11 protein-coding genes are annotated in these 12,383 nt (G+C 52.7%); 3 read left to right on the top strand and 8 right to left on the bottom strand.

The annotated features are described in order from the left end of the window. The first annotated feature begins 62 nt into the window (after positions 1–62). Complete coding sequence (locus H924_RS05770; RefSeq protein WP_081602496.1) at positions 63–1,478, top strand: DHA2 family efflux MFS transporter permease subunit; 1,416 nt, start codon at positions 63–65, stop codon at positions 1,476–1,478. Here H924_RS05770 and H924_RS05765 read toward each other — a convergent pair whose 3' ends face one another. Both H924_RS05765 and mnmA read right to left on the bottom strand, forming a co-directional pair. After that, positions 1,479–2,477: a uroporphyrinogen decarboxylase/cobalamine-independent methonine synthase family protein gene (locus H924_RS05765; RefSeq protein ID WP_015651024.1), complete on the bottom strand. Its 999-nt coding sequence runs from the start codon at positions 2,475–2,477 to the stop codon at positions 1,479–1,481. 3 nt (positions 2,478–2,480) lie between these two features. Then, positions 2,481–3,578, bottom strand: a complete 1,098-nt coding sequence (gene mnmA, locus H924_RS05760) for a tRNA 2-thiouridine(34) synthase MnmA (RefSeq protein WP_015651023.1) — start codon at positions 3,576–3,578, stop codon at positions 2,481–2,483. 294 nt (positions 3,579–3,872) lie between these two features. Here mnmA and H924_RS05755 point away from each other — a divergent pair, with 294 nt between their 5' ends. Next, a complete protein-coding gene (locus tag H924_RS05755) occupies positions 3,873–5,015 on the top strand; it encodes an AAA family ATPase (protein ID WP_015651022.1) in 1,143 nt (380 codons plus the stop codon). Between the two features lie 31 nt (positions 5,016–5,046). Next, entirely contained in the window at positions 5,047–5,982 is a 936-nt protein-coding gene (locus tag H924_RS05750) for a spermidine synthase (protein WP_015651021.1), read from the top strand. Between the two features lie 260 nt (positions 5,983–6,242). Here H924_RS05750 and H924_RS05745 read toward each other — a convergent pair whose 3' ends face one another. From H924_RS05745 to H924_RS05720, 6 genes are all read right to left on the bottom strand, one after another. Continuing rightward, positions 6,243–7,373, bottom strand: coding sequence for a cysteine desulfurase family protein (locus H924_RS05745; RefSeq protein ID WP_015651019.1), 1,131 nt, complete (start codon positions 7,371–7,373; stop codon positions 6,243–6,245). Positions 7,374–7,378: 5 nt separating this feature from the next. Next, positions 7,379–8,332, bottom strand: a complete 954-nt coding sequence (locus tag H924_RS05740) for an electron transfer flavoprotein subunit alpha/FixB family protein (protein ID WP_015651018.1) — start codon at positions 8,330–8,332, stop codon at positions 7,379–7,381. 25 nt (positions 8,333–8,357) lie between these two features. Beyond that, positions 8,358–9,146: an electron transfer flavoprotein subunit beta/FixA family protein gene (locus tag H924_RS05735; protein ID WP_015651017.1), complete on the bottom strand. Its 789-nt coding sequence runs from the start codon at positions 9,144–9,146 to the stop codon at positions 8,358–8,360. Positions 9,147–9,276: 130 nt separating this feature from the next. Beyond that, on the bottom strand, positions 9,277–10,491 hold the full coding sequence (locus H924_RS05730) for a THUMP-like domain-containing protein (RefSeq protein ID WP_015651016.1): 1,215 nt from the start codon (positions 10,489–10,491) through the stop codon (positions 9,277–9,279). A 51-nt stretch (positions 10,492–10,542) separates the two neighbouring features. After that, entirely contained in the window at positions 10,543–11,343 is an 801-nt protein-coding gene (locus H924_RS05725) for an NUDIX hydrolase (RefSeq protein WP_015651015.1), read from the bottom strand. A 46-nt stretch (positions 11,344–11,389) separates the two neighbouring features. Continuing rightward, positions 11,390–12,268 (bottom strand): ABC transporter ATP-binding protein, encoded by an 879-nt coding sequence (locus H924_RS05720; protein ID WP_015651014.1) that lies wholly within the window; start codon positions 12,266–12,268, stop codon positions 11,390–11,392. Between the last annotated feature and the right edge of the window lie 115 nt (positions 12,269–12,383).

Below are 12,383 nucleotides of genomic sequence, written 5' to 3'. Positions count from 1 at the left end.
ACATTGTGGCTAAAGATCAGCTAGAACCACCCATTATCCAAGGCGGCAAAAGCTACCCCGCCATGCCTTTGCCGGAAAAGCAGGCCTGGCCAGCACTTATCGCCTTGTGCGTGGGATTTTTTATGATCCTATTGGATCAAACCATTGTTGCGGTCTCTACCCCAGCGCTCCAAGCAGATATGGGTGCCTCTTATAACCAAGTTATTTGGGTTACTTCGATCTACCTTTTGACTTTCGCTGTTCCGCTGCTGGTGACAGGCCGTTTAGGTGATAAATACGGGCCCAAAAATGTCTATGCGGTAGGCATGGCACTTTTTACCCTTAGTTCCCTTGCCTGTGGGCTCGCCCCAGATATGTTCACGCTCATTATTGCCCGCGGTTTCCAAGGCTTCGGCGCAGCTTTGCTTACCCCTCAAACCATGGCAACAATCAATCGCATTTTTGCCAAGGAAAGGCGCGGTGCTGCACTAGGCATTTGGGGCACTACCGCCGGTCTCGCGTCATTAGCCGGACCACTGCTGGGCGGAGTGATTACAGAAAACTGGGGCTGGCAGTGGGTTTTCTTTATTAACGTGCCCATTGGAGTTGTCTCCATTTGGGCTGTCCTCAAATATGTTCCAGCTTTTCCACCACTTACCCGCCCGCTTGATCCGCTATCTATTGTGCTCTCCATAGGTGCAGTGTTCCTCCTGGTCTTCGCATTCCAAGAGGGCGAAAATGCGAATTGGGCGCCATGGATTTGGATGATGCTGCTCGCCTCGATCCTGCTGTTTATCTGGTTTATTAGGCAGCAAAGCAAGGCGGACAAGTCCGGAAATGACCCGCTTATTCCCCTGCAAATTTTTAAGATCCGCAATTTTAGTTTGGGTAATATCTGCATTGCTGCCATGGGCTTTACTGTCGCTGGCACACCCCTGCCAATGATGATGTATTTCCAACAGGTCCACGGAATGGATCCAATGCATGCCGGCATGATGATCATCCCGCAGGCCGCAACTGCAGCAATCCTCTCGCCCTTTGTCGGAAAATTAGTTGATCGCTCCAATCCCAATATTTTGGCAGCTTATGGTTTTGGCACCGTAGCACTTTCCATTTTGGGCTTGGCTCTCATCATGATTTTCAACCTGCACATCGTCTGGGCACTGGTAGCACTGTTCTTCTTAGGTGTTGGCAATGCCTTTGTGTGGGCGCCAAACTCAACCTCCACAATGCGTGATCTTCCCCCTCGCATGATGGGTGCAGGCTCTGGTGTTTTTAACACCACCCGCCAGCTGGGCTGTGTGATTGGAGCAGCTGCCATTGGTGCGCTTTTGCAAACCCGGTTGGCAGCTGGCGAAACCGGCGCAGCCTTTGGTCAAGCAATTTTGCTAGCTGTGGGTGTGCTGGTTATTGGCGTTATCGCTTCCCTCTTGGCAGAAAGCGCGAGCTCCAGTAATTCCGGAGCAAAGCCAAAAAAGCCAGCACAACCTAAGGCTTAATTAAAGATCGCCGGCGTCTTTTTCCAACATTTCAGACACCACGCGGGCCATTCGATATGCCGGCGCTGCATCTGCAGTAGTGCCCTCCAATAGAGAACCGCGCGGGTGAATATCCACTTGATCCACTAAAAGCGAACGGTCAAGGCCAATCTCATCAAAAAATCGGGCAATGGCCACAGCCTTGGCTCGAGGGTTTTCATGGAACTCATCCACCACATCCTGGGAATCAGTAATCCCCAGTCCAAGGCGAATCCCGGAAGTGAGGGTTTCTCCAAAACCATCAAGGTGCTCATTTCCGCTCACCTGGTTCATTGAGACCTGCACAGTACCTGCACCTGCACCTGCACCACGTGCTACCTCCCAGTTGGGAAGCTGGCCAGTGATATTGAGGTAGTTGCTGCCTTCAATTTCGCTAAAAACTCGGTGCAGACGTTCATTAATGTCGGGAACTCGTACCGGAGCAATGGTGTCAAAGGTGGAGGTTCCCTCCAGCTTTCCGTCGATAAGCGTAGCAAGGTCAGGTTCATCAATTTGTACCTTGACTTCGGCGCGGAAGCGGCGTGCTACCTCGCTTTTATGGCGGTTGATGCCCTCAATGAGGGCTTCGGTGAGGTCACGCATGGCGCCGCGGTCGGTGAGTACGCGGTGTCCGTTGTTTAGTTCAATGCGCGCGCCAAGTGTCCACGGCCCTACAACCTGGATTTTTATGGTCTCCAGGGAGGTTCCCCAGACTTCTTCGCAGCTATCTAGATCGCTGTTTATAAAGTCCAGGGTGCGGTGACTTAGCCGAGATGGTCTAGTGCTCATCATCCAGGAACGCGGGCCACGGGCTACGTTGAGCGCTTCCAATAGGCCAATGCTGCGGCCGATGTGGTCCGCGCCAAGTCCACGTGCCGGCAATTGTGGCAGGTGGAGCAATTGGCCGGTTTCCCCCTGAATGATGTTGGCAGCTTCAAAAACAGATGTTCCGGGCAGCTCACCTAGACCATAGGCAGACATTTTTTAAGACTCCGTGGCGCAAATGGTGCCGGAGCCCAGGACAATATCGCCTTCAGGATCTGGCAGGTAAAGCACTGCAGCCTGGCCGCGAGCCACACCAGATAGTGGCTCCTTCAGCTTAAGAACCATAAAATCACCAGCGCGGTCAATGCTTGCTTCGCAGGCAACTACGCCACCATGCGCACGAACTTGCACCTCACAGGTGATTTCACCGTCCATTGCAGGATGTAGGAACTTTAGGCGATCGGCATGAATGGTAGATACCTTTAGGTTCTCGCGGGAACCAACGGTGACAGTACCGGTGGCAGCATTGATATCAGTGACATAGCGGGGACGGCCATCTGCAGCCGGAGCCTTGATATCAAGACCTTTACGCTGGCCAATGGTGAATTCATGGACGCCAGCGTGTTCGCGTAGCGTGGTGCCTTCTTGGTCCACAATCATGCCGGGGCGCATACCGATATGCTTGCCCAAGAATGCCTGGGTATTGCCATCTGGAATAAAGCAGATGTCATAGGAATCAGGCTTTTTAGCAACGGAGAATCCTGCAGCTGCCGCCTCTTCACGGATCTCTGGCTTTACTGTATCGCCAACTGGGAACATGCAGTGCTCAATTTCATGAGCTCCCAACACGCCCAAAACATAGGACTGATCCTTGTTGGGATCAACGCCGCGACGCAGGTAACCATCGCCACCATCGGCAGGCTGGGTAAGACGTGCATAGTGGCCGGTAACTACGGCATCAAAACCAAGCGCAATTCCTCGCTCAAGCAAGGCGGCAAACTTGATCTTCTCATTACAGCGCAAACAGGGGTTAGGGGTTTCGCCGATGGCATAAGACTCGATGAAATTATCAATGACATCTTCTTTAAAACGGTCCGAGAAATCCCAGACATAAAAAGGAATGCCGAGCTTATCGCATACGCGACGCGCATCCGCGGAATCCTCCAAGGAGCAACATCCCCTAGAGGATTCGCGAACTGTCTGCGGATCCTGCGATAGCGCGAGATGCACGCCGATCACCTCATGACCAGCTGCCACCGCACGCGATGCTGCCACGGCGGAATCGACGCCTCCACTCATTGCTGCAAGAACCCGCATGATCTCCCCTCAAAAAATAAGTAAAATTTTAGGCCCAGTCCGGCACCTTATTTAAGTATCAACAACGTAGCCTAACCCCGTGTTCCCAAAAACCCGAATTTCTTAAATATTTTTTTGCTAATATGCGTGCCCACTTGTGCGCACCTGAGTGCGCACAGGGTTAAAGCTGCTTTACGACGCAAAAACGTGGTGGAAAAGTTCTAAAAGATCTAATCCCACATGAAAGTTCTAAAAGATCTAAACTGTACTGAGAGTTCTAAAAGATCTAAAACCAACTCAAACAAGGTGTCCCCTATGTCAGCTCGTAATCCTTTTCGGCCCACCTTCGGCGTTTCCCCCACCATCCTTGCAGGCCGTGACTCCCTCCTCCAATCTTTTAAGCTTGGCCTTGCCGAGGGGCCGGGCAGCCCTTTCCGTGCACTATTAATTTCTGGCTCACGTGGCATGGGCAAAACTGTCTTGCTTAATGAGTTTGAAGATGCCGCAGCTTCTCAAGGCTGGATTACCCTGCGCGCCTACCCTGATGATTCCATGGTGGATAACCTGGTTAATTCAGCCATTCCCGAAGCACTGCAACAACTTGCAGGACCTCAATCCAAAAGAATGCTTAGTAGTGTTTCCATCCCGGGCATTGCTACTGTTACCGCGATTGCTGATCCATATAAGAAAGATCCCACTCCCACTCTTATTTCGCGCCTTCGCGAGCTTGCCACCCACTTACAAAAGCACGGCTCGGGAATCCTCATCACCCTCGATGAGCTGCAAAGTGCCAATGTGGATCAATTACATGTGCTGGCTACCGCCGTACAGGATCTCCTCCGCGATGACTTTGATATTGCACTGGTGGCAGCAGGTTTGCCCGAGGGAATTAATCAGCTGCTACAACATGAGGGCACCACCTTCATTCGCCGGGCTGAGCGCATTTTACTCTCGCCGGTTAGCACCCCAGATTCCATAGGCATGTTTATCGATACCACTGCAGAAGGTGGCAAGCAGATGCCTGAAGAAGCTGCTACCCTAGCCGCCGAAATCAGCAAGGGCTATCCCTATTCCATGCAGCTCACAGGTTCTTTAGCGTGGGCCCAGAGCACCTTGGATAATTCCGCGAAAATCTCCACCCAGCAGGTTGCTGCGGTACGCGATGAAGTTATTCGACGCATGGGCATGCAGGTTCATGAACCCAGCTTGCATCACGTTCCAGATGGCGAGCTCACCATCCTTTATGCCATTGCCCAATTATCAGAAAATGACGGCATGGTGTCTACTGGAGATATCGCAAACCTCATGAAGGTTAAGCCCAACGCCTTATCAATGCAGCGCAAACAACTGCTTAGCCGCGGACTTATACAAGTTCCCAAATATGGATACTTAAATTTCACACTGCCGTATATGCGCGAACATCTGCTAAATAGTCCCCAGCACCGCCCCATGATCTAAAACCCCTAAAACTAATTAAAGAAAGCTCTCCGTGGCCCGCAAGAAAAACACTCCCGATCACGCTAAGACTCATGCCCAAGCTGCCAATACTCCAGTGGCCGGCACCTATAAAGGCGAGTTCTCCACGATTGATTTAGAAGCCGATTCCTATACCACCGACGGCTGGCTGATCAGCATTAATGGCGTGCCAAGTTCCCATATTGTGCTGGGCCAACCACAAGCCTTGGAATTTGAATATATGCGGTGGATTGCCACGGGTGCACGAGCTTTTATTGATGCCCACCTGGATGCTTCCAAATTGCGCATCACTCACCTCGGGGGCGGTGCCTGCACCATGGCGCGTTATTTTGCAGATGTTTACCCACAGTCACGCAATACTGTGGTGGAGTTGGACGGTGAATTAGCCCGCCTGGCGCGCGAATGGTTCGACATTCCGCGCGCACCACGGGTGAAAATTCGAGTCGATGATGCCCGTAAAGTTGCTGAAACTTTTACACCTGCAAGCCGTGATTTGATTATTCGCGATGTTTTTGCTGGCGCTGTCACCCCGCAAAATTTCACCACAGTGGAGTTTTTTGAGCATTGCCACCGTGGCCTTGCAGCAGGTGGGCTTTATGTTGCCAACTGCGGTGACCATTCCGATTTACGTGGCGCCAAAGCGGAATTGGCAGGCATGATGGAGGTTTTCCAACATGTCGCGGTAATTGCCGATCCCCCCATGCTTAAAGGCCGTCGCTACGGCAATATCATTTTGCTGGGCTCTGATACTGAATTTTTTGGCTCCACCAGCACCGAAGCTTCCGCGATTACGCGCGAACTCCTAGGTGGCGGTGTTCCGGCTCAGTACAAGGATGAGGACTGGGTGCGGAAATTTGCCTCCGGTGCGCATCCAAACCACGATGAGGTCCCTAACCTCCAAATGCTGAGTGATACTCCACAATCCCCTGCGGAAACATCTGAGCATTAAGCCACACAGCCATAAAATACTCGGCCTGCACCTCGGGATAAGTCAGTCCGGGCACAACCTCACCCAGCTCCTCAGCGATGAGCGACAGGCTCAGCGCCTTCTCCGCGCGGAGCTTGTCGACGAGTTCTGGTTCTGTTCCATCTGAATGCGCGATATCAGCAAATGCAGCTGCGGTGACCTCTATGAAATGTGCTCATACTCCCCGAGCGTATCAACAAAGAAGAAAATGGAGCACTGATTTTCAGTGCTCCATTCTTTCTTTAGAAGGCCATTCCGGCGGTGCGTGCTCGAGAAACCACATCTGCAATTACTCCAAGCACAGCCTTAATTGACTCTTCAGTGGTGTTTCTTCCCAAGGTGAATCGAATTGCACCACGCGCATCTGCCTCAGCAATGCCCATGGCTAACAGCACATGGCTGGCACGATTAACACCATTGGAGCAAGCGGAACCAGTGGAAGCTTCAATACGCATGGAATCCAGCAACATGATTAGGCTATCGCCTTCCGCTCCAGGGAAAGACAAGTGTAAATGCCCAGGCAGGCTTGGTTCGGTGGTATGAACCATGACGTTGTCGACCTGCGCCAGGATTCCGTCGAGAAGCTCCGCTTTAAGCGCACGCAAACGCTGAGCTTCCGCGTCCATCTCGCCCACTGCCTCGCGGAGGGCGGCTGCGGTGGCAGCCGCACCGGCAACGTCTAAGGTGCCGGGGCGGATGCCGCGCTCCTGTCCGCCACCGTGCAACACGGCCGAAGGCGCTGGTGAACGCTTGGCCAATAACAAGCCCACTCCGCGGGGCCCGCCAAATTTATGCGCCGACGCCGCCAAGGTAGTCACTCCCAGCTCGCTGAAGTTGACCGGCAAGTGACCAACAACCTGCACCGCATCAATGTGGGTAGGCGTGCCGGACGCTTGCGCTGCAGCTATAAACTCTGGCACCGGCTGAATCGCACCGGTCTCATTATTTGCCCACATCATCGCAGCTACAGCGGCCGGCTGTTCCAATAGGTCAAAGGATGAAACGCGACCATCAGCACCGATCGGCAATAAATCAACGTCCGCACCATTGGCACCGAGTGATTTAACCGTTTCCAGCACCGCTGGGTGCTCAATCGCGGTAGAAACCACCCGATTGAGCTTTGAGGACTGGAAGAGGCCCTGCACAGCAATATTGTCTGCTTCAGTGCCGGAGGCAGTAAAAATTACCTCGATTGGCTCGCAGCCAAGTAGCTGCGCGATTTCCTCGCGGGCGGAATCTGCCACGCTGCGCGCTCGCCGACCTGAGCCATATTGGCTGGCCGGGTTGAGCGATTGTGCATATTCCATCCACGTGGCAGCAGCCACCTCACGCATAGGTGTGGTGGCTGCATGGTCCATATAAAAAGTGTTCAAAGCTCCTACTTGCGCTTGTTGATCTCCTCGACCAATTGTGGCGCAATCTCGAAGAGGTCACCCACAACGCCGAGGTCGGCGATCTGGAAGATTGGTGCATCCTCATCATTATTGATAACAATGACCTTCTTAGCGGTCTGCATACCGGAGATGTGCTGGATTGCTCCAGAAATACCCAAACCGATGTACAGGTCTGGAGATACCGTAACACCGGTTTGTCCTACCTGATATTCGCCAGGGTAATAGCCCAGGTCAACGGCGTCACGGGTAGCGCCCACGGCACCGCCCAGGATATCTGCAAGTGGTTCCACGATGGTGCGGAAGTTTTCTTCACTGCCCACGCCACGGCCGCCGGCAATAACAACCTTGGCCTGTGGAAGTTCAGGACGTGCGCTCTGCGCTGCAACCTTAAAGGAAGTGATGGTGACATCCTTGGCACTGGCCTCTGGAAGTGCCAGTTGCTGTACGGTGCCAGCTGCTGCCTGAGCTACGCCATCGACGGCACCTGCACGCAGGGTATATAGCGGTGCAGCGCCACCAACTGCAGCGGAAACCTGAATGGTATCGCCAAAGATGGACTGCTGAGCGGTGCGATCAGCGTTAATACCGACCACATCGCAGAGCACGCCAGAGGCCAAACGTGCAGCCAAACGGCCTGCGATTTCATTGCCACGAGCATTTGCGGCAATAACGATGGGAGCTGGGTTATTAGCAGCCAAAATATGCAGTGCATCAACTGCTGGCAGGATCAAGCGATCCTTGGCACCGGCAACGGTAGCGGCAACAACAGTTGCGGCACCCATTGCAGCGAGTTCAGGAGCGAGGGCATCAACGCTGCCTGGCTCGCCCACAACAACTGCGGTGACCTCGCCAAAAACGCGAGCTGCGGTAATAAGTTCCAGGGTTGCTGGTTCGACGCGGCCATCTAGCTGCTCGACCAGAACATAAGAAGTAGACATGTAGTGGTTCTCCTTTGAAGACGTGCTAGATGAGGTTTTCAGCGGCGAGGTAATCAGCGATCTTGGCAGCAGCGCCGGATGCGCCAATGACATCGCCTTGGGTGCGCTCTGGGCGATCGGCTGCTGCAGTAACTGCGGTGGCAGCGTGTGCCAGGCCAACCTGCTCAGGCGCTACGCCAATTTCAGCCAAGCTAAGCTGCTTAATTTCAGCCTTCTTAGCGGCCATAATTCCCTTGAAGTTAGGGAAGCGTGGCTTATCGGCTTTATCAGAAATAGACACAATGGCAGGTAGTGCTGCCTGCAACTCATAAACACCGTGGTTGTCGATGCGGGTAGCAGTGACAGTTCCGTCTGCAAGGGATACTGCAGAAAGGTTGGTTAGTGCTGGAACCTGGCGGTATTCTGCCAAAACTCCAGGAAGTGCGCCCATTGCTCCATCAGAAGATGCGGAACCGGTGACAATGAGGGAAACATCGGGGATGGTATTGATGGCGTTGTTTAGTGCCCAAGCAGTACCCAAAAGGTCAGAGCCTGCCAAAGCATCATCAGCAAGCTGAATGGCTTCATCGGCACCCATGGATAAAGCCTTGCGCAGTGCTTCATCAGCACCGGCAGCGCCAGCGCTAAGAGCTACCACGCGGTAACCGGCCTCTGGTGAGGCTTCTTTAAGGCGCAGAGCCTGTTCCATTGCGAACTCATTGATCTCATCGAGCACCCGATCCACGTTTGCACGATCCAGGGTGAAATCAGCTTCGAGGGTCCGCTTGGACCAGGTATCTGGAACGTTTTTCACCAGAACCACGATTGTGGACATCCACACTCACCTTCCAAATAAGTCTTTTTTCAAAGATTTTAATTTTGTAGCCATGATACGCCCGCGGAGTACCTGTATTTAGTACAGCCTAATACAGACTGCATGGTCTATTTAGTACAGACTAGTTAATTCAGTTCGAGTTTAACAATGCGTCGGGGCTACTAAATTCACGAGGACCACAAAGCAAGGCAACTCCCCTACTGCCAATACGCGTAATAACCACAGCAAAAGGCAAAGAACCCTTCAATTGCAACTTCTTACGCAATTGATCAGGATCTACATCCACCCCGCGCACCAAGATTTCCACCGAACCAGCTTTGTGTGCTGCCAATGCTGATTTGAGCTTCTTTAAAGGCACTTCTTCCAAGAACCTAAATCCGCTGGTGCCAGCCGGAATCCAATTGCCTGTGAGATAAGCAATACGATCATCAAGCATCCACAAATCTTCTCGGATGGCGTAATGACGCACCAACCCGGCGCGCACAATCGCGCCATCTGGATCAATAATGAATTCTCCTGGCTCCCGCGCCAAGGATTCCGCGCCGCCATCATCAAGTTGGTCATTTAGGCGGTCTAGATGATCCCCTCGAATCACCACCGCCTCGCGGGTTTCACCATCAGCAAGCTGAGGGCTATATAAACAAGCTTCTTTGACGCCACCATCAACGCTGACCAAACTTACTAGGCCTTGCCATCCAGAAAAATCCACGCCAGGAGCACATTTAACAGCCATGGGGAGCCCAGCCCAGGTGTCTAAGAGGCTTGGCAATGGAGGCAAAAGTTGGCCAGGATCACTGATTCGACGACCATTTTTACGGCGCGCGGGATCAGCAATAATGACATCAGCGCCGGTAGTTGCTGGAATCAAAGCATCTGCCTGTACCAACTTTGGCAACTCCGATGCTCCGTCAAGGCCAGGATGCAGGCTCAAATTATAGTGAGCCATAAGCAGGCGTGGCAGATCAATATCGGAACCAAGGTAATCCAGGCCCGCATCTAGAACTGCATGGCCTTCGGTACCGATTGAACAGGTCACATCATGAGCTAAGGCGTCGTTACCCAAGGCAACTTTAAGGCGTCGAGCGCGTTCTGCAGATACTGCCAGAGGAGTGGTTTGTTGTGCAGAATCATGGCACATCATCCACTCCTGTGGCAGTTTGCCAGCCACACTGCGACGTGCTCCCGCAAGCTCCGCCACCGCTCTGCCCTGCTCGCCAAAGGTGTCGCGCAAAGCAGCGATATCTGCAATCATCGTTTTTTTGTTCAGGGCCAGGTCGGCGGTGGCTGCGGTTATTTTTTGGGCATTTTCGACGAGAAAGTGCACCTCGGCGGCATCAAAACTCAAATGGGCACTCCAAACTCATCAAAAATCAGGTTCGCAAATTAACAGCTAGGTTTAGAAACGTTCGATTCGATCCGCTTCATAAAACTCTCTATACCGCGGATTATCTACGGCATCATCAACCACTGGGCTCATGTCACAATCAACAATTGCTTGTAATAATTCCGCGGTGGAATGATACTGGGTTAATTCATATAGCGAAGCCCAGGTGGAGATAACCAATCTCAGGAGCCCGGCGCGCCAGCCGTCCAGCAGCAAACTCGGTGGGAAGTATCCGGTGGAGGAAGCTTCCATGGTTTTACCATCAGGAGTTTGGCCTTCTGGCTCTACAGCAACAAAGGTGAAGGTATCAAAGCGCGCGGCGGTACCTTCGGGGCTGGCCCATCTGGCAAAAGGCACAATAAGGTCACTGCGCACCACCAGGTTTTCCCTGATGAGCATTTCAGTAAGTGACATCTCATGGCTTTCCAACAGGGGTCGGTAGTCATGATACTGGCTGGCGTTTTTGACTAATTCTCCCGTTTCACAGTGTTCCGCCAACAGGGTTCCGGCTTCTTCGAAAAGTTCGCGGATGGCGGCGAAAATGAGGGCATGGGCGATTTCAGCGCTGGTATTAAGCCGCTTTGCCCATTCTTCGGCGCTGGGGCCTTTCCAGATTCTCATGTGATGGTAATCAGGAAAGTCTCGCGGATCTACTCCGCCTCCGGGAAATACTGTTGCGCGTGGGAAATGGGGCATGGACGATACCCGCTCTTGGACGTAAACCTCTAAGTCTGGTTGTCCGTCAATGATCCCGTTGCGGACCAGCATCACGGTTGCGGCTAGTTTTCTGCCACCGACACCCTTCATCACCATTGCTGTCCCCTGAGCTTTCTTGTGTTTGCCTTAGTAATTATCCATTTTAAGCGCGGTGGCTGCGCGCGGTGCGCACCCGGCGGGCAAAATAGCGTTCTCCAATGCGATCAACCTGAATTGGCTGGTGGAATGCCTTAGAAAGATTCTCGTTAGTTAGAACGGAATTAATAAGTCCCTGCGCTACAATTTCGCCTTCATCAAGCAGCAAAGCGTGGGTAAAGCCAGCGGGAATTTCTTCCACGTGGTGGGTAATCATCACGATTGCGGGAGCGTCTGGGTCCATGGCAAGTTCGCCTAGGTAGGACACCAAGTCCTCACGTCCGCCGAGATCCATACCAGCGGTCGGTTCATCCAAAATAAGCAGCTCAGGGTTGGTCATTAGCGCACGGGCAACGAGCACTCGCTTGCGTTCACCTTCGGAAAGGGTGCCCCAGTTGCGGTCTGCTAAGTGCATAGCTCCCACTTGTTCCAAAATGGTGGTTGCTTGGCCAAAGTCCGTCTCATCATAATCTTCACGCCAGCGACCCAAAATGGCATAACCTGCTGAAATAACAAGGTCTGCCACTTTTTCCTCAGCTGGGATGCGGTTTCCTAAGGCGGAGGAGCTAACACCAATCATGGCGCGGAGATCACGCATATCGGTTTTGCCAATTCTTTCGCCCATAATCCGGGCGATTCCCCCAGAGGGGAATTCCTCTGCAGCGGCCATACGGATAAGGGTGGTTTTGCCGGCACCATTTGGTCCGATGATGACCCACCGCTCGTCTAATTCGACCTGCCAATCGACAGGGCCAACGAGGTTTTTGCCATTTCGCTTAAAAACTACCCCTTGGAAATCAATAAGGAGATCTTCATTGAATTCCTCGTCTTGGGGGGTATTTCCTGCTGCTGCGGTGTTATTTGAAATGTTAGTCACATCGTCCATCTTGGCTGATTTCTCTTCTTCCGTGTGGAACTGACACAGCTCCACTAAACTTTTGGGAGGGTTTGCACCGGTGGAACTACCCCCGATTGCTTCCTTTGAGTTTTAAGTATTGCAA

The organism is Corynebacterium callunae DSM 20147 (assembly GCF_000344785.1).
GTDB lineage: Bacteria > Actinomycetota > Actinomycetes > Mycobacteriales > Mycobacteriaceae > Corynebacterium > Corynebacterium callunae.
This window is presented reverse-complemented; position numbering and strand designations above follow the sequence as displayed.

Coding starts and splice junctions, on each gene's coding strand:
- H924_RS05755 (WP_015651022.1), top strand. CDS start 3,873: ATGTCAGCTCGTAATCCTTTTCGGCCCACCTTCGGCGTTTCCCCCACC.
- mnmA (WP_015651023.1), bottom strand. CDS start 3,578: ATGCGGGTTCTTGCAGCAATGAGTGGAGGCGTCGATTCCGCCGTGGCA.
- H924_RS05735 (WP_015651017.1), bottom strand. CDS start 9,146: ATGTCCACAATCGTGGTTCTGGTGAAAAACGTTCCAGATACCTGGTCC.
- H924_RS05770 (WP_081602496.1), top strand. CDS start 63: ATGCCTTTGCCGGAAAAGCAGGCCTGGCCAGCACTTATCGCCTTGTGC.
- H924_RS05740 (WP_015651018.1), bottom strand. CDS start 8,332: ATGTCTACTTCTTATGTTCTGGTCGAGCAGCTAGATGGCCGCGTCGAA.
- H924_RS05765 (WP_015651024.1), bottom strand. CDS start 2,477: ATGTCTGCCTATGGTCTAGGTGAGCTGCCCGGAACATCTGTTTTTGAA.
- H924_RS05720 (WP_015651014.1), bottom strand. CDS start 12,268: ATGGACGATGTGACTAACATTTCAAATAACACCGCAGCAGCAGGAAAT.
- H924_RS05725 (WP_015651015.1), bottom strand. CDS start 11,343: ATGGTGATGAAGGGTGTCGGTGGCAGAAAACTAGCCGCAACCGTGATG.